A 15,979-nucleotide genomic window follows, 5' to 3' on the forward strand; every position below is an offset into this window, starting at 1 on the left:
GCCGCGGACGCCGCGTTCCAGCGCCCACGCGACCTTGCGCCGTGTCAGTCGAAGACGGCCGGAGGCGGGACGGGGGCGAGGACGGGGTCGCCGTCCCTGATCGGGGCCGCGCCCGCGATGAAGTGGGTCAGCGCCTCGCCGTGCACGCAGCGCGCCTGCGTCAGCCCGCCCGCCGCCCGCCGCGTGAGCAGGTCGACCGGCAGCTCCGTGCGGGAGGCCGCCACGATGAGGTTGCCGAAGCGCCGCCCCCGCATGATCCCCGGCTCGGCCAGCAGCGCCACATGGCCGAACGTGCCCGTCACCGTGGCCAGCAGCCGCTTGGCGAAGGCCAGCCCCTTGCCGTCGGCCATGTTGATCAGCAGCGTCCCGCCGGGACGCAGGACGCGCGCCAGATCGCCCATGTACTCGGCCGTCGCCAGCTCCACCGGCATCGTCGCCCCGACGAACGCGTCGAGCACCATCAGGTCGGCCGTGGCGTCCCAGACCTTGGCGGTGCCCTCACGCCCGCCCGCGACGATGACCTTGAGCTTGGGCACCGACCGCAGGCCGAGCTGCTCGCGTACGAGGTTGACCAGCAGGCCGTCGGGCTCGATGACGATGTGGCGTGACCCGGGCCGGGTGGCCGAGACGTAACGGGGGATCGTGCAGGCGCCGCCGCCGACGTGGACACAGCTCAGCGGACCCTCGGAGAGGAGGTCGATCACGTCCGCCATGAGCCGTACATACTCAAATTCCAGAAATGTCGGGTCTTGTAGGTCTACGTACGACTGAGGTACGCCATCCTTGGACAACATCCAGCCGTCCTGCCTGTCCAGGTCCCGGAGAAGCTCGACCTCGCCGAACGTCACCGGATACAGGCCGGGCATCGGTTCCCGCTGTCCACGTACCACGTCAGATCCCTCCCTGGGAGAACCGTATGCGACGACGAAGGCTGATTGTGCTCGTCATCGCGCTTGTCGCGATAGTCGGGGCCGGTGCTTTCGCCGTCGCGTCCGCCAACCGCGTCAAGGGCAGCGCCGAGCAGACGGCCGAGGAGTACTTCGACGCCTGGCGCAGGGGTGACGTGATGGCCATGGTCAGGCTGGTGGACCAGCCGCCGTCCGACTTCGCCGAGCGGCACCGCGCGCTGAGCGAGGACCTGCACGTCGACTCGCTCCGGCTCACTCCCGGCAGTCCGCGTGAGACCGGGGACGAGAGCGTCGAGGTGCCGTTCGCGGGGGTGCGCGAGCTCGCCGAGCTGGGGCCCTGGCCGTTCGACGGCGTCCTGCGGCTGGGCGTGCGCGACCGCGCCTGGAAGGTCCTGTGGACGCCCGAGACGCTGCACCCGCTGCTCAAGGACGGCGGCACGCTGGAGCTGACGGAGGTCGACGCCTCGGCCGCCGAGCTCGTCACCAGCGAGGGCGAGAAGATCCCCAACGACAGCTACGCCGAGGCCTACCTCGAACCGCTCAGGCCCGAGTTCGCCGAGGCCAACCACGGGTGGGCGCTGGTGTCGAAGCTGCCGGGGCAGCCCGACCGGCAGCTGATCACCCGCCGGCCGGAGGCGAACGTCGAGCGCACCACCCTGTCGCGCCCGGTGCAGGCCGCGGCGGCCCGCGCGCTGGACGCCGTGGACGACTCCGCGATCGTCGTCATCCGGCCGAGCACCGGCGAGATCCTGGCGCTCGCCGACCGTCTGCGCGACAACTACAGCGCCGTGCGCGACGTGTTCCCGCCCGGCTCCGTGTTCAAGACGATCACCGCGGCGGCGCTGCTCAAGAGCGGTCTCGACCCGGCGGCGCAGGTCGGCTGCCCCGGTGCGTACACGATCCCGTTCCACCGCTCCTTCACCAACGACGGCGAGGTGGACCGCGGGGTCGTGACGTTCACCGACGCCTTCGCCCACTCCTGCAACACCACGTTCGTCGAGCAGGTCACGACCCGGCTCACCGGCGAGGAGCTGAGCAGGACGGCGGACGAATGGGGGTTCGGCCGGTCGGTCGCGACCGGCATCGGCGGCACCTGCGGAGCCGTTCCGGCGGCCGCCGACCTCGACGTGCTCGCCGCCGACGCGATCGGCCAGGGCGAGGTCGTGGCGAGCCCGCTGTGCATGGCCGCGCTGGCCGCCGCCGTGGAGAGCGGCGTCTGGCGCTCGCCCCGGCTGCTGTCGGAGGAGCAGGTACGCCGCCTCGACGGCGTGCCGGGTGAGGACGCCCCGATGGACGCCGGCATCGTGGCCGCGCTCAGGGACATGATGCGGGCCGTGGTCGACCACGGCACGGCCAGTGACGCCGGGCTTCCCCCCGACGTGTCGGGCAAGACGGGCACGGCCGAGGTCGAGGGGGAGACCTCGCACGCCTGGTTCATCGGCTTCCGCGAGGACCTGGCCTTCTGCGTGTTCGTCCGGCACGGCGGATCGGGGCGGGCCACGGCCGCGCCGATCGCCGCCCGCTTCCTGAACGGCGTGTGATCTCGGTCTCGGCCAAGCGGCGGAAACCGTAACCTACGGTACCGTAGGTTTCTATGACGACCATCACCGTGAAGCCGAGGCTGCGTGGCTGGTTGCATGCCGGGGCGCTGCCCGTGACGCTGGTCGCGGGCTTCGTGCTCGTGGCGCTCGGCCCCACTGTGCAGGCCCGCCTGGCCAGCGCCGTCTACGCGATCACGTCGGCCCTGCTGTTCGGCATCTCCGCGACCTACCACCGCGGCACGCTCGGCCCCCGGCTGGCCGAGTTCCTGCGCAGGATCGACCACGCGAACATCTACCTGATCATCGCGGGCACGTACACGCCGTTCGCGCTGCTGGCCCTGGAGGGGGTCGCGCGGGTGGCGGTGTTGTCGGTGATCTGGGGCGGGGCCCTGACCGGGGTGCTGTTCCGGATGCTCTGGATGGGCGCCCCGCGCTGGCTCTACACCGTGCTCTACCTGGCGCTGGGCTGGGCGGCGATCTTCGTCATGCCGCAGCTGCTGGACGGCGCGGGCGTGGCCGCCGTGGTGCTGGTGGCCGTCGGAGGCGTGTTCTACTCGGCCGGCGCCGTCGTGTACGGCCTGCGCCGGCCCGACCCCTCACCCCGCTGGTTCGGCTTCCACGAGATCTTCCACGCCTTCACCATCGCCGCCTACCTCGTGCAGTACATCGCGGTGTCGATCGTGGTCTACTCGCACGGATGACGCCGGCGTACGGGCGTCCAGATCGCTGATATTTGACCCCGTACTGGGCTCTTTTCGGGTGCGTCCCGGAAAGGCAGACCAGCATGGTAGATGTCTCTCGGTCGTGGTGGCCGCTGCTGCTCCGCGGTCTCGCGGCCGTCGTCTTCGGCTTCCTCGCGCTGCTCTGGCCCGGGATCACCGTGCTCGCCCTGGTGGCCTTCTTCGGCGCGTACGCCCTGGTCAGCGGGATCTTCGCGCTGTTCGCCGGCTTCCGTCACGCGACGCGATCGAGGGCCTGGCTCATCGTCACCGGCGTCATCGGGATCCTGGCCGGCATCGTGGCGTTGGTCTGGCCGGGCATCACCTCCCTCGCCCTGCTCTACGTCGTGGCCGTCTGGGCCGTCTTCAGCGGCGTGGCGGAGATCGCGGCCGGAATCCATCTGCGCAAGGTCATCGACAACGAGTGGGCGTTCATCGTGGCCGGCGCCCTGTCGGTGCTCGTCGGCGTCCTGCTGATCATCCGGCCCGGCGCGGGCCTGGTCAGCCTCGCCTGGCTCGTCGGCGTCTTCGCGATCCTCTACGGCATCGCCATGATCGCCGTGGCGTTTCGGGTGAAGAACTTCTCCAGCAGGGTAGATGTCCCATAAATTTTACGTATATACCTGTATTCCACCGTAGGAATGCCGTGGAGGCGCCATGGACGTACACGCCCGCCTTGCCCGCCACCTCCTCGTCGACGGATACCGCCTCGTGCTGGACCTGGAGCTCAGCCGCGGCTCCTGGCTGGTCGACGCCCGCGACGGCCGCCGCTACCTCGACTTCTACACGTTCTTCGCCTCCGCGCCGCTCGGCGTGAACCCGCCCTTCGACCCCGACTTCGTCCGCCTGCTCGGCCAGGTCGCGCGCAACAAGCCGGCCAACCCCGACATCTACACCGAGCACCTGGCCGACTTCGTCGACACCTTCGTCCGCGTGCTGGGCGACCCCGAGCTGCCCCACCTGTTCTTCGTCGAGGGCGGCGCCCTGGCCGTCGAGAACGCGCTCAAGACCGCGTTCGACTGGAAGAGCCGCCGCAACGAGGCCGCCGGCAGGTCACGCGACCTCGGCACCAAGGTCATGCACCTGACCAGGGCCTTCCACGGCCGCAGCGGCTACACCCTCAGCCTGACCAACACCGAGCCGGCCAAGACCGACCGCTTCCCCCGCTTCGACTGGCCGCGCATCGACGTGCCCGCCATCCACCTCGGTGACGTCCAGACCGCCGAGGAACGCGCGCTCGCCCAGGCCCGCGAGGCCTTCGAACGCCACCCGCACGACATCGCCTGCTTCATCGCCGAGCCCATCCAGGGAGAGGGCGGCGACAACCACATGCGGCCCGAGTTCCTGCGCGCCATGCAGGACCTGTGCCACGAGTACGACGCCCTGTTCGTCCTCGACGAGGTGCAGACCGGCGGCGGGACGACCGGGACGCCGTGGGCGTACCAGCAGCTGGGCCTCGCCCCCGACGTGGTGGCGTTCGCCAAGAAGGTCCAGGTCGGCGGGATCATGGCGGGCCGCCGGGTGGACGAGGTGCCCGACAACGTGTTCCAGCAGAGCGGGCGGATCAACTCGACGTGGGGCGGCGGCCTGGTCGACATGGTGCGCAGCCGCGGCATCCTGGAGATCGTCGAACGCGACGGCCTCATCGAACGGGCCGGCACGGTCGGCGCCATGCTCCTCGAACGCCTCACCAAACTGGAGGCCGGGCACCCCGAGACCCTGTCGAACGTCCGCGGCCGCGGCCTGATGTGCGCGTTCGACCTGCCCGACCAGGCCGCCCGCGACGCGCTGGTGACCCGGCTCAGGGAGCAGCACGGCGTCCTGGTGCTGCCCTGCGGGCCCCGCTCCGTACGGCTGCGCCCGGCGCTGAACATCGCGGAGACCGACGTCGAGCACGGCCTGGCGGCCGTGGACGCCGCCCTTTCTACTGGGTGACGCTGGTGGCGGTGCGCCGGGGACCGGCGTAGCGCCACAGGAAGTTGAGCAGGACACTGACGCGGTTGCGCCCGCCCAGCAGGTACGCGACGTGGATGAAGATCCACGCCAGCCAGGCGGGCAGCCCGCGCATCGTCATCCCGTTGGGCAGCTGCAGCACGGCCTCCGCCTTGCCCACGGTCGCCATGATCCCCGGATCACGGTACGAGAACGACCGCACCGGCAGCCCCTTCGAGGCCGCGATGATCTGCTTGCCCACGTGCTTGCCCATCTGGATCGCCGGCTGGGCGAGCTGGGGCAGCGGGCTGGGCGGCCCGGACAGGTCGCCGGCCACGAAGATCTCGGGATGCTCGGGGACGTTCAGCGCCTCCGTGAGCGTCACCCTGCCGCCCTTGCCCTGCGGCAGCCCCCAGGAGCCCACCTCAGGGGGCGCGGTGACGCCCAGCGCCCACACGGTCACGTCGCTCGGCAGCCGCGTGCCGTCCTGCAGCACCACGGCGTCCGGCTCGACGGAGGCCACCGTGGAGCCCAGCCGCAGGTTCACGCCCCGCTTGCGCAGCGCCTTGGCCGCCGCGTCCCGCAACCGCGGCTTGTACGGCGCCAGCACGAAGTCGAACCGCTCCACCAGCGTCACGCTGGTCTGCGCGGGACGCACCTCGGGATGGGTGAGCGGCAGCGTGCGCCGGCGCAGCTCCGCCAGCGTGCCGGCCATCTCGACGCCGGTCGCCCCGGCGCCCACCACCACGACGTGCATGCTCTTGCGCCGGCCCGCCGCGGTGTCCTCCAGGTAGTGCTGCAGCCGCCGCCGCAGCCCCGCGGCGTCGCCGAGCGAGTAGATCGGCAGCGCGTTCTCCCGCGAGCCCGGCACGTTGAGCCAGTTGGTCGTGACGCCCGTGGCCAGCACCAGGTAGTCGTAGTCGAGGCCGGTGCCGTCCTCGAACTCCACCCGCCGCTCGTCCGGCAGCACCTTGCTCAGCGCGGCCCGGCGCGCCCGCACGTTCGGCCACTTGGCGGTGTACGTCCTGACCGGGTACGACACGTCGCTCGTGCCCAGCCCGGCCGTGGCGACCTGGTAGAGCAGTGGCTGGAAGGTCGCGTACGGATGGCGGTCGACCAGCGTCACGAGGGCGCCGCCCTTGGCCAGCTCGCGTGTGGCGGCCAGCCCGGCGAAACCCGCGCCCACGACGACGACCCGCGCTCTTTGCACCATGCCAAGTCACTCCCCTTGAACGACGTCAAGGATGCCTCTGGCACTCTCAGCATCTCTTAAACCCCTATGCCGGGAACCACCCGGAAAGTGCCAGGTCCACGCGACGGCGCAGGAGGTCCGGTTCAGGATGACACCCGTCACTCCTGGCGGGAGCGCCACAGGCCGATGGCGCGGACGCGCGAGTCGACCCCCAGCTTGGCGTAGATACGGTTGACGTGGTTCTTCACGGTCTTCTCGCTGAGGAACAGTCGCTGCGCGATCTCGCCGTTGGACTGCCCCGTGGCGATCAGGTCCATGACCTCTGCTTCACGCTTGCTCAGAGACGTGAACACGCTGTCGAACGCGGCGTCTTCGACTCTCATCCGGCCTCCGGGTGGCGCGCAGTCGGTCAGATCGCCGATGCCCCCGTGCTTCCGGCGTTAGCGGTAGACAGTGAGCATAACCCGCAATGTCGCGATTTGGGGCGGTTGTCGGGAAAAACGACAACGGCCGGTCCCAAAGGAACCGGCCGTTGCCCGTGGGGTGAGTGAAGGGACTTGAACCCTCGACATCCAGGACCACAACCTGGCGCTCTGCCAACTGAGCTACACCCACCGCGGCCACCACCTGAGTGGTGGCGACAGGAAAAGTGTAGCGGGGTTCGGGAGCTTTTACGCCACACCTTTAGCCCGTGACACGCTCGGCGAGTGCTCTGGCGGTCGCCGAATCGGGCCCGGGCTGGCCCACGAAGATGGCCGCGCGGTAGTAGCGGAGCTCCCTGATCGACTCCGTGATGTCGGCCAAAGCCCTGTGCCCGCCCTGCTTCTCGGGCGCGGCGAAGTAGACACGGGGGTACCACCGGCGGACCAGTTCCTTGATCGACGAGACGTCGATCATCCGGTAGTGCAAATACGCATCCACCCCGGGCATGTCGCGCGCGATGAACGTGCGGTCGGTGCCGATCGAGTTGCCGCACAGCGGCGCCTTCTTCGGCTCGGGGATGTGGCGGCGGATGTAGTCGAGCACGAGCGACTCGGCCTCCGCCAGCGTCACCCCGCCCGCCAGCTCGGGCAGCAACCCGGAGGCGGTGTGCATCTCGCGTACGACCTGCGACATCTGCTCCAGCGACTCGGGCGGTGGCTTGATGACCACGTCGACGCCTTCGTCCAGCTGATTCAGCTCGCTGTCGGTGATGACGCATGCCACCTCGACGAGCGCGTCGCGACCCAGGTCGAGCCCGGTCATCTCGCAGTCGATCCAGACCAGCAAGTCACTCATTCGATCTCCTCGCCCAGCGGCTCGGAGCACTCCAATCCGCCCGCTTGTCATCCACCAGCCTAGTGCCACGGGTCAGGCCGGCTCGAGCGAGCCGAGAACCTGGCTCACCACATCCGTGCCGAGATTGTCGGGAACGGAGACGTACAGCATGGCCGGGCTCTGCCCCTCGCCGCGGTCCATCAGCACGATCGCGCCGTTCTCCTTCTTCCACGCGTAGCCGTTCTCCTCGGAGATCTTGCTGAAGTCGAGCTCGAACCGGAGCACCCACGCGTCCCTGTCGCCGATCTTCATCGCCTTGTCCTCGACGATCCGGCTCTCGTGGGCGAGCGTGTAGTACCGGCTGGAGAAGTCGACGTAGACCGCCTTGGCGGTGTCGCCCATCCCCGAGACGCCCGAGTAGGGATAGAGCTCGTGGAGCGGGCCGGTGTAGACGTTGCCGATCCAGTCGTGGTCCCGGCCGTCGTAGTTCTGCTGCGCGGTGGCCTGCGCCGCGGCCGTCCACAGCTGCCGGCTCGGGTCGCCGCTGTTGACCGACGCGTACGGCGGCACCGTCCAGCCGTCGGGCACCTCGAACGACAGGCCGCTGCGCGGATCGGTGATCTGGTCGCCCGACGGCTGGGGGAACGCGCCGGCGTCCTGGCTGGGCGGCAGGGACGGCGGCTCCTGGGAGGGCGGGATGTACCTGTCGCTCGGCGCCGGGGGCTCGGGGGACGCGCTCTGCGTGACGGGCCGGTTGACGAAGACCACCGCCACCACGATCAGTGTCAGCACCACCAGCGCCGACAGGCCGCCGAACACCCACGGCAGCGGGCTGCGCTGCTTGGGCGGCGGGCCGCTCCACTGCGGCTGGGCCGGCGCCGGGTGACCGTAGGCGGACTGGCCGTGGGTCGGCCGGCCGTACTGGAGGGTGGGGTTCGCGGGCGTCGCGGACCAGCCGGGATCGGACTGCGGCTGCGGTTTCGCCTGCGGCTGTGGTCCGGAGGGCGGCTGCTCCTCTGGTGCCCCCTGCTGGTGGGCGTGGATGGCATCCGTCCACTGTTTGCCGTCCCACCAGCGGAGGTGGGGCTCTCCGTAGGGGTCCGGATACCATCCCGCGGGGGTCTGCGTGGTCATGTTCGCCAGGTTAATAAGAACCGCTTTGATATGCATTGCTGCTTCAGCACTTGTACCTGAAGCTTGCCCTACCGGTGCGTACGGGGCCGGGCGTGACGATCCGCAGCGTGGCCGTGGCCCTGACATCGCTCTCGCCGCGCAGCGTCCACCGTAGCGGCAGGGTGTAGGAGGTCTGGTCGGAACGCGTGCGTAACGTCCCCCTGATGACGTCCTCGTCCAGGTTCTTGCGCCATTCGTAGGTGATCTCGCCTGGGGCGCCGTTGGTGACGACCGTGCCGGTGATGACGACGGCGCTGTCGCAGCCCTGCGTCCTCTTCGGCGCCACCACGTCGACCGAGCCGACCGCGAGCTTCGGAGCGTCGCCCATCCGGAGCCAGGCCAGGACCGCACCTACGATGATCACCGCGAACCCGGCCGTGGACAGGATCGTCCGCCGGCGCCGGGCCCGCGAACGCCTGGCCGCCCGCCCGGCGCGTTGCAGGGTGACCTCGTCGCCGCCGGACCGCCAGATCCGCTGCGCCGCCGTCTCCCCGCCCTGCTCCTGCGCCCCGACCCCCGGCCCGAACCGCGCCGGGCCGGTGGTGGGGGCGGTGGTCGGGGCGAACCGCGCCGGCCCGGTCGTCCTTTCGGAAACGTGCAGCAGGGTGACGATGTCGCCCTCATCCACCCCGGTCCCTTCTGGAACGCGGCGCAAGGTGACGATGTCCCCTTCGTCGGCCATCCCGTACGGCGAGGTCGCGTGTGGGGGTGCCTGCGCGAAGGCGGACCGGTCGCGGGCCGCCCGTGACAGCGTGTCCCTGCCGATCCGGCCGCCGGGCAGCACGCCGCGCCCGTCGATGAGCACGTCGCGGGCGGCGGCCAGGCCATGGCCGCCGGCGGTGGCGGCCGCGCGTTCGAACAGCTCGGCCACCGCGGACGCCCCGAAGGACGCGGCCAGCACCCGGGCCAGCGCCGCCCATCCCGCCACGTCATGCGCAGGCGCCGAGGCCCGGTCACGCACGGCGTCGGCCAGCCCCCGTTCCGACAGCAGAGCGGCCCCCTCGGCGGTGATCACGACCGTACGCGGATGCACCGAGCCGTGCGTGACCCCCGCCGCGTGCAGCGTGAGCAGCGTCTGAGCCGTCTCCACCAGCACGCACGCCGCCCCACCCGCCTCCACGCCGACGACGGCCGGGTTCGCTCGCCGCCCGGTGGTGGTGAGGAGGCCGGACAGGGTGGGCGTGACCGCCTGGGCGGTGAGCAGCCAGACCTGGTCGCCCGCCGCGACCACGTCGGCCACCGGGACCAGGCCGGTCAGGCCGCCGAGCACGAGCCGCTGGTCGGTCATGACGGCTCGCACCACGCGGTCGCGCACGCCGGGCAGGCCGATGACCGCCCGGTCGAACAGCAGCGCGCCCGCCCGGCGTCCGTCGGGTGAGATGGCGTCGATCCAGTGTCCGAGCTCGGTCAGCCAGGTGTGCTGGGTGAGCCGGAATCCGGCGATGCCGGGTCCAGTGTTGTCCATCGCCGTCGCCCCCCGGCGCGTCTAACGCGTCCTTCTGTGACGACCGGCCATGCGTCGCCTCACCGCAAGTGTGGCCGGTATCGCGCCGGACGTCACGAGGCCCAGCGCCACGAGTGCTGCCGTGGGGGCGGACGTCAGGATCGGCCCTTCCCCGGGCCCGTCGTCGGTGTCTCCGTCCTTCGGGCCGCCGATTGTGGGGTCCGTGTCTGTGGGCTCTGGGTCCGGGGACTCGCCCTCGCCGGGTGTTCCGGTGGGGGAGGGATCGCCGTCATCGGTGGGGACGGGTGAGGAGGTGGTCGGGGCGGGCGAGGACGTGGGCCGCGTCGGCGCCGGACGCGGCGCCGAGGGCGTGGACGTCGGTGTGGGGGTGGGGGTGGGCGTCGACTCGGAGGCCTCTTCGGGCGTGCCTACGTCGCCGGTCAGCCTCAGGGAGGCGGACGGCGACGGGGTGGTGGTGCGGGCGGGCTTCCTGGGCCTCGCGGACGTCCTGGCGGGCCTGGGGACGTGCGTGGCGGTCTGTACGGGCTGGGAGGCGACCGGCTGGACGGACGGCGGCGGCGCGTCGCTCGCGGTCGGCTCGGTCTCGGTCTCCGGCTCGGTCTCCGGCGTGGTGTCCTCCGGCGACGGCTCCTCGTCCGGATCGAGCGGATCCGTGGGCGCGGAGGTGCCGGGCACCGGTGTCGCCGGCGTGCCCTGGCTGGTCTGCGCCTGCAGCACCGCCTCGTCGGACGACGCGTTCACGATGATCACCGCGGCGGCGGCCAGCACGCCGACGACCGACGCGGTGACGGCGATCTTGGCGGGCAGCTTGCCCAGCGCGCGTGCGGACCTGCCGAGACCGCGCGTCGGCTCGCCGAAGCGGGTCTCGGCGAGCGCGGTCTCCGTCTCGGCCGGCTCGTCCAGCCGGATCGGGAAGAGCAGCGCCAGCAGGCCCGCAAGAGCGGCCAGGCGGCGGCGTCCGCGCTCCTCCCAGTCGAGCCCGTACGCCTCGGCCGCGACCGCCTCCAACTCGGTGAGGAACGCCTCCGCAGACGGCGGGCGCTCGGCCGGGTCCTTGGCCAGACCCCGCCCGACCAGGCCGCGCAGCGCCGCCGGCACCTCCTCGACCGGCGGGGAAGCGGTCTGGTGCTGGTGGGCCAGCACCATGACGTTCGAGGCGCGGAACGGACGCGTGCCCGTCAGGCACTCGAAGAAGACGGCGGTGGCCGCGTACACGTCGGTCGCGGGCCCGGCCGGCGCGCCCGACCACTGCTCGGGCGCCATGTACGGCGGCGTGCCCGCCGCCTCCGCGTCCTCGCCGGCCCGCACCGCGATGCCGAAGTCCACGAGTTTGCTGATGCCGTCGGCCTGGACCATGACGTTCTCGGGCTTGTAGTCGCGGTGCACGACGCCGATCGCGTGCGCCGCGGCCAGGCCCCGCAGGGAGCCCTTGAGCACGGTCAGCGCGGCTTCGGCGCCGGTGGGACCCTCGGACTTGAGGATCTCGCGCAGCGACACCCCGTTGACCAGCTCCATGATGATCGCCGCACCCTGGCCGGACTCGACGTAGTCGATCAGCCTGGCGTGGTGGGAGCTCCGCAGTGTGCCCAATAAGCGGGCCTCGTGCCGGAACCGGGCGACGAACCCGACGTCGGACCTCAGCTCGTCACTGAGGTACTTGATGGCCACCTCGGCGCCGTCGTAGTCGCGTCTGGCGAGCACGACCCGCCCGGCCGCGCCCGAGCCGAGCTCGCGCACCCCGGTGTAGCCGGGGACCCCCCATGGCCCATTACCGTACATAACGGTCTCCTCTGGAGTACTTGGGCCCCCACCCGCACCAAACGGTCCGTAGCTTAACCACAGCGGACCACGTTCTGACCCCCGAAGTGCCGATAAGGCAGAAATATCGCCTGCCAACCGGCCCGGTCCCCGGCCGAGCGGCCCGGCCCGATCAAGCCCGGCCCGATCAAGCCGGGCCCGATCAAGCCCCGCCCTTCGTGCACCGGCTTGAGGGTCGGTGCCCTCGTGATCGGCTTCGGGGCTTTCGCGGTCCGGCCGCCGGCCGTTGCGCTCCGGCTCCGGGGCTCCCGCGACACGGCCACCGGCTCTCCTGCTCCGGCCCCGAGCTCCATTTTCCGGATCGGCAGCGCTCGGACAGCTCAGGAGTTCTCGGGCGGCTCAGGGCCTCCTTCGTCGGGGTCGGGGGAGTCTTGCGCCGGGTTCCGGCCGGGTGCCGGAGCGCTTTCGGAGGGGGTGGGAGCGTTCCGGGTGGGGGTGGGAGTGCCCTCGGAGGGCTTGGGCGTGGTCTCGTCCCGTTCGGGGGAGTTCTCGTCGGGCTTGGGCTCGCGTGGGGTGTCCGGGCAGGCGGGGGTGGCGCCGGTGCGGCGGTCGGGGCCGTTCGCCGCGGCGGGGGTCGTGAGCGCCGTCACCGACCACCTCGTGCCGCACGTCAGGCGCAGCGGCGACGACAGGGCCATGCTGTACGAGGTCTCGCCGGACAGCGTGACGGTTCGCGTGTCCACCCGCCGGCCGGCGGCGAACCTGACCGTCAGCCGTACCGGGCGGGTGTCGGCCGCGGTCACCCTGACCTGGGCGCTGACGCCGCGACCCGCCGCCGCTTCGACGATCGCCACCCGGCGGACCTGCGGCGGGCAGACCACCCGGGTCCGGGCGGTGTCCGTACGGCTGCCGGCGCTCACCCGTACCGACAGCCAGGAGCCGCACGGGCGGGACCTGAGGGGGAAGGCGAACCGCTTGGTGTAGGACCGGCGTCCGGACAGGGTGGTGTCGCGCGTCCCCGCCGGATTGTCGCCGACCGCGAACCACGCCCGTACCGGGATCTCGCCGGTGCCGCTCGTGGTCACCCGGATCGTGGCGGTGGCGGTGGCGGTGGCGGTGGCGGGGGCGGTGGTCGCGGTGACGGCGGCGGCTCGCCTCGGCGTCTCGGGGAGAGCCAGGCGGACGTCCAGGCCCGTCACCCGCGCCGGGCACGGCGGCACGGACAGGGAGGCCCTCGCCGGACCCCCGGGGGAGGCGGGGGCGGTCGTGAAGGTCAGCGTGACCGTCCTGCCGCACGGGCGCTCGCCCATCGCCCAGGTCAGCGTGCGGGTGTAGCGGGTCGAACCGCGCAGCGGTACGCGCTGGGTGTGTCCGCCCGTTCCGGCCGCCCTCCAGGTCGCGGTGGCGGTGACGGGGCCGGCGTCGCCGGTGCGCAGCGTGACCGTTGCGGAGGCGACGCCGCGGGCGTTCACGGTGATCGCCCCGACGTCCGCCGCGAGCACCGGCGTGCCGGACGGCGGCTCCTCCCCGGGAGGCGGATCACCAGTGCCGGGGTTCCCCGGTTCACCCGGACCAGGCTCCCCAGGATTCCCCGGGTCACCGGGACCTGGATCTCCGGGACCTGGATCTCCGGGTGCGCCCGGGTCTGGGTCCGGACCTCCCGGTTCGCCCGGGTCCGGGTCGCTGGGATTGCCTGGTTCGCCGGGGTCCGGGTTTCCCGGTTGGCCTGGGTCTGGGTTGCCGGGGTTGCCGGGATTGCCCGTGTCTGGGTCTCCCGGTTGACCCGGGTCCGGGTCCGCCGGTTCGTCGAGGTCCGGGTTGCCGGGATCAGCGGGGTCCGGGTTGCCGGGGTCGGCGGGGTCCGGGTCGGGTGGGGTGTCGGGGTTTGCCGCGTCGTCCACGGGGTCTCGGTCGGGGCCGGATGTTTCGGGGGAGCCCGGCGGCCCGGTGTCCAGGGGGATGGCCGCCTGTGGTGAGCCCGCGGGCGTGTTCCCAGGGTCCGTGTTCGGTCCCGGCGTCCCAGGTGGGGCGGAGACCGGCTCGGTCGGGGTTCGGCTCGGCGGGACGGCCGCCGCTGCGCCGATCGGCTGCTCGGGCACCGGCCGGCTGGAAACCAGGACGATCACCGCCGTCACGGCCGCCACCGTGGCGAGCGCACCTCCCGTCGCCATGCGCCGCACGTTCGACCCGGCCGGCCGCCGCACGTCCGGCCCCGTCGCCGCCGTCGCCACCGCAGGCGCGTCCGCTCGCGCCGCGCCTACCGCGTCCGGCCCGTCCGCTCCCGTGGCCGCCTTCGACCGCCCCACCCGCCGCGCCATCGAGCGCAGGTCATGGAACACCGTCCTGGCCAGCGACGTGGACGTCTCGGGCATGGGCGGGGCCGGCTCCGGCAGCAAGAGTGCGAGCAGGGCCACGAGTCCGGACAGCCGCCGCCGTCCCCGTTCCTCCCAGTCCTCCCCGTACGCCGCCCGCGCCGCACTCTCCAGCTCGCCGACGAACGCCGGAGCGCTCCCCGGCCGCGCGGCCGGGTCCTTGGCCAGCCCGCGCCGCACCAGCTCCCGCACCGGTGCAGGCGCCTCGTGGATCGGCACGGGCGCGTGCACGTGCTGGTACCCGAGCACGCTCGGCTCGGTGGACCGGTAGGGCCGGTGCCCGGTCAGGCACTCGAAGAACACGACGGTGGCCGCGTACACGTCGGTCGCGGGCGTCGCGGGCAGCCCCGCCCACAGCTCGGGCGCCATGTACGGCGGCGTCCCCTCAGGACGGGCCACCGTGCCATGCCGCACCGCGATGCCGAAGTCGACCAGCTTGCTGACCCCGTCGTCGCGGACGAGCACGTTCTCCGGCTTGTAGTCGCGGTGCACCAGCCCGAGCTCGTGCGCCTTGGCCAGCCCCAGCAGCGAGCCCTTCAGCACGGCCAGCGCCGCCTCGGGCCCGGCCGGGCCGTGCTCCCGCATGAGCGCCCGTAACGAGACGCCGTTCACCAGCTCCATCACGATGCAGGCGCCGAAGGCGTCCTGGATGTACTCCCACATCGTGGCGATGTTCGGATCGCGCAGGGTGACGAGCAGCCGCGCCTCCGACTGGAACCTGGCCAGCGCCGCGCCGTCGTGCCGCAGCTCCTCGGACAGGTACTTGATCGCCACCCTGATCCCGGTCGCGTCGTGCGCGCCCAGCGCGACGCGACCGCTCCCACCCCGCCCGAGCTGCCTGATCTCCGTGTATCCGGGGGCACTCCACTGCATACGCCTCTCCCATCAGGAGGCGGCCCACCTGATGAGACGTGTGATCAAGGAGCAGGGTTTTCCAGGTGGCCCGGTTTCATGGAACTACTCCCGATGGAGGATGTGAACCGGGGTTTCGATACCTTCTGGGAGCACCGAATCGGGTTCGGGCTCACCCCATGTCGTGACCAGCGGCAACACGCCCGCCCACACCGGCAGCGCGTAGTCCTCCTCGTCGTCCTTCGGCCCGCCGCGCCGCGTCTTGACCGACGCCTCCTCCAGCGACAGCGCCAGCACGGCCGTGGCGGCCAGCTCCTTGCGGCTGGGCAGGCGGACATAGTCCCACTGGCCGGGGGCCAGCTGCTCCGACAGGGCGCGCAGCCCGGCCAGGCGCTCGTCCGGGTCTGTCACCAGCCGGGCCCGGCCGTAGACGATCGCCGAACGGTAGTTGACCGAGTGGTGGAAGACCGACCGGGCCAGCACGACGCCGTCGAGGTGCGTGACCGTGACGCACACCTCGGCGCCGTCGGCCGCCCGCAGCGAGGAGGCCCCGGTCGAGCCGTGCAGGTAGAGGGTGTCGCCGATGCGGCCGTAGCCGGTGGGCACGACCATCGGGCAGCCGTTCACGACCACGCCGAGGTGGCAGACCAGCCCGGTGTCGAGCACGTCGTAGAGATCGTTCCTGTCGGTGCTGCCGCGCTGCTTCTCGCGGCCCAGCGTGGTGCGGGGAGTGGTGGACAGCATGATTGGACCCTAACGACAAAGTGGACCTATCCTGTAGGGCCACTATCAACCTGTTCATAGAGACCA

13 protein-coding genes and 1 tRNA gene are annotated in these 15,979 nt (G+C 71.8%); 4 read left to right on the forward strand and 10 right to left on the reverse strand.

Going from position 1 to position 15,979, the window contains the following annotated elements:
* Positions 1–44: 44 nt before the first annotated feature.
* On the reverse strand, positions 45–866 hold the full coding sequence (locus tag ACIBP6_RS02340) for a spermidine synthase (protein ID WP_397049277.1): 822 nt from the start codon (positions 864–866) through the stop codon (positions 45–47).
* Between the two features lie 50 nt (positions 867–916).
* Here ACIBP6_RS02340 and ACIBP6_RS02345 point away from each other — a divergent pair, with 50 nt between their 5' ends.
* The 4 genes from ACIBP6_RS02345 to lat all read left to right on the forward strand — a co-directional run bounded on the left by ACIBP6_RS02345 (position 917) and on the right by lat (position 5,103).
* A complete protein-coding gene (locus ACIBP6_RS02345) occupies positions 917–2,449 on the forward strand; it encodes a penicillin-binding transpeptidase domain-containing protein (protein WP_397047949.1) in 1,533 nt (510 codons plus the stop codon).
* Positions 2,450–2,502: 53 nt separating this feature from the next.
* On the forward strand, positions 2,503–3,150 hold the full coding sequence (gene trhA, locus ACIBP6_RS02350; protein WP_397047951.1) for a PAQR family membrane homeostasis protein TrhA: 648 nt from the start codon (positions 2,503–2,505) through the stop codon (positions 3,148–3,150).
* Between the two features lie 83 nt (positions 3,151–3,233).
* Positions 3,234–3,776, forward strand: a complete 543-nt coding sequence (locus ACIBP6_RS02355) for an HdeD family acid-resistance protein (protein WP_397047953.1) — start codon at positions 3,234–3,236, stop codon at positions 3,774–3,776.
* Positions 3,777–3,825: 49 nt separating this feature from the next.
* Positions 3,826–5,103 carry an L-lysine 6-transaminase gene (gene lat, locus ACIBP6_RS02360; RefSeq protein WP_397047955.1) on the forward strand — a complete coding sequence of 426 codons (1,278 nt, stop codon included), beginning with the start codon at positions 3,826–3,828 and terminating at the stop codon, positions 5,101–5,103.
* Here the strand turns inward: lat and ACIBP6_RS02365 are convergent.
* The 9 genes from ACIBP6_RS02365 to ACIBP6_RS02405 all read right to left on the reverse strand — a co-directional run bounded on the left by ACIBP6_RS02365 (position 5,093) and on the right by ACIBP6_RS02405 (position 15,913).
* Positions 5,093–6,313 carry an NAD(P)/FAD-dependent oxidoreductase gene (locus ACIBP6_RS02365; RefSeq protein ID WP_397047957.1) on the reverse strand — a complete coding sequence of 407 codons (1,221 nt, stop codon included), beginning with the start codon at positions 6,311–6,313 and terminating at the stop codon, positions 5,093–5,095. The genes lat and ACIBP6_RS02365 overlap by 11 nt on opposite strands.
* 137 nt (positions 6,314–6,450) lie before the next feature.
* On the reverse strand, positions 6,451–6,675 hold the full coding sequence (locus ACIBP6_RS02370) for a helix-turn-helix domain-containing protein (RefSeq protein WP_132620029.1): 225 nt from the start codon (positions 6,673–6,675) through the stop codon (positions 6,451–6,453).
* A 156-nt stretch (positions 6,676–6,831) separates the two neighbouring features.
* Positions 6,832–6,907, reverse strand: a tRNA-His gene (locus ACIBP6_RS02375).
* Positions 6,908–6,976: 69 nt separating this feature from the next.
* The gene (orn, locus tag ACIBP6_RS02380; RefSeq protein WP_132620027.1) at positions 6,977–7,570 is read right to left on the reverse strand and encodes an oligoribonuclease; all 594 of its coding nucleotides are present in this window, start codon (positions 7,568–7,570) and stop codon (positions 6,977–6,979) included.
* Between the two features lie 72 nt (positions 7,571–7,642).
* Complete coding sequence (locus ACIBP6_RS02385) at positions 7,643–8,683, reverse strand: DUF2510 domain-containing protein (protein WP_397047959.1); 1,041 nt, start codon at positions 8,681–8,683, stop codon at positions 7,643–7,645.
* A 43-nt stretch (positions 8,684–8,726) separates the two neighbouring features.
* Complete coding sequence (locus ACIBP6_RS02390) at positions 8,727–10,187, reverse strand: hypothetical protein (RefSeq protein WP_397047961.1); 1,461 nt, start codon at positions 10,185–10,187, stop codon at positions 8,727–8,729.
* Between the two features lie 21 nt (positions 10,188–10,208).
* The gene (locus ACIBP6_RS02395; RefSeq protein WP_397047963.1) at positions 10,209–11,966 is read right to left on the reverse strand and encodes a serine/threonine-protein kinase; all 1,758 of its coding nucleotides are present in this window, start codon (positions 11,964–11,966) and stop codon (positions 10,209–10,211) included.
* A gap of 359 nt (positions 11,967–12,325) precedes the next feature.
* Positions 12,326–15,190, reverse strand: coding sequence for a serine/threonine-protein kinase (locus ACIBP6_RS02400; RefSeq protein WP_397047965.1), 2,865 nt, complete (start codon positions 15,188–15,190; stop codon positions 12,326–12,328).
* 84 nt (positions 15,191–15,274) lie between these two features.
* Positions 15,275–15,913, reverse strand: coding sequence for a pyridoxamine 5'-phosphate oxidase family protein (locus ACIBP6_RS02405; RefSeq protein WP_397047967.1), 639 nt, complete (start codon positions 15,911–15,913; stop codon positions 15,275–15,277).
* Positions 15,914–15,979 lie beyond the last annotated feature (66 nt).

The sequence above is a fragment of the Nonomuraea terrae genome, assembly GCF_044465245.1.
GTDB classification, from domain to species: Bacteria; Actinomycetota; Actinomycetes; order Streptosporangiales; family Streptosporangiaceae; genus Nonomuraea; species Nonomuraea terrae.

Excerpts from the sequence above, each read along its gene's own strand:
- lat (WP_397047955.1), top strand. The coding sequence starts at position 3,826 with ATGGACGTACACGCCCGCCTTGCCCGCCACCTCCTCGTCGACGGATAC.
- ACIBP6_RS02385 (WP_397047959.1), bottom strand. The coding sequence starts at position 8,683 with ATGACCACGCAGACCCCCGCGGGATGGTATCCGGACCCCTACGGAGAG.
- ACIBP6_RS02405 (WP_397047967.1), bottom strand. The coding sequence starts at position 15,913 with ATGCTGTCCACCACTCCCCGCACCACGCTGGGCCGCGAGAAGCAGCGC.
- ACIBP6_RS02345 (WP_397047949.1), top strand. The coding sequence starts at position 917 with ATGCGACGACGAAGGCTGATTGTGCTCGTCATCGCGCTTGTCGCGATA.
- orn (WP_132620027.1), bottom strand. The coding sequence starts at position 7,570 with ATGAGTGACTTGCTGGTCTGGATCGACTGCGAGATGACCGGGCTCGAC.
- ACIBP6_RS02365 (WP_397047957.1), bottom strand. The coding sequence starts at position 6,313 with ATGGTGCAAAGAGCGCGGGTCGTCGTCGTGGGCGCGGGTTTCGCCGGG.
- ACIBP6_RS02370 (WP_132620029.1), bottom strand. The coding sequence starts at position 6,675 with ATGAGAGTCGAAGACGCCGCGTTCGACAGCGTGTTCACGTCTCTGAGC.
- ACIBP6_RS02355 (WP_397047953.1), top strand. The coding sequence starts at position 3,234 with ATGGTAGATGTCTCTCGGTCGTGGTGGCCGCTGCTGCTCCGCGGTCTC.
- ACIBP6_RS02340 (WP_397049277.1), bottom strand. The coding sequence starts at position 866 with ATGCCCGGCCTGTATCCGGTGACGTTCGGCGAGGTCGAGCTTCTCCGG.
- ACIBP6_RS02400 (WP_397047965.1), bottom strand. The coding sequence starts at position 15,190 with ATGCAGTGGAGTGCCCCCGGATACACGGAGATCAGGCAGCTCGGGCGG.
- ACIBP6_RS02390 (WP_397047961.1), bottom strand. The coding sequence starts at position 10,187 with ATGGACAACACTGGACCCGGCATCGCCGGATTCCGGCTCACCCAGCAC.
- ACIBP6_RS02395 (WP_397047963.1), bottom strand. The coding sequence starts at position 11,966 with ATGTACGGTAATGGGCCATGGGGGGTCCCCGGCTACACCGGGGTGCGC.
- trhA (WP_397047951.1), top strand. The coding sequence starts at position 2,503 with ATGACGACCATCACCGTGAAGCCGAGGCTGCGTGGCTGGTTGCATGCC.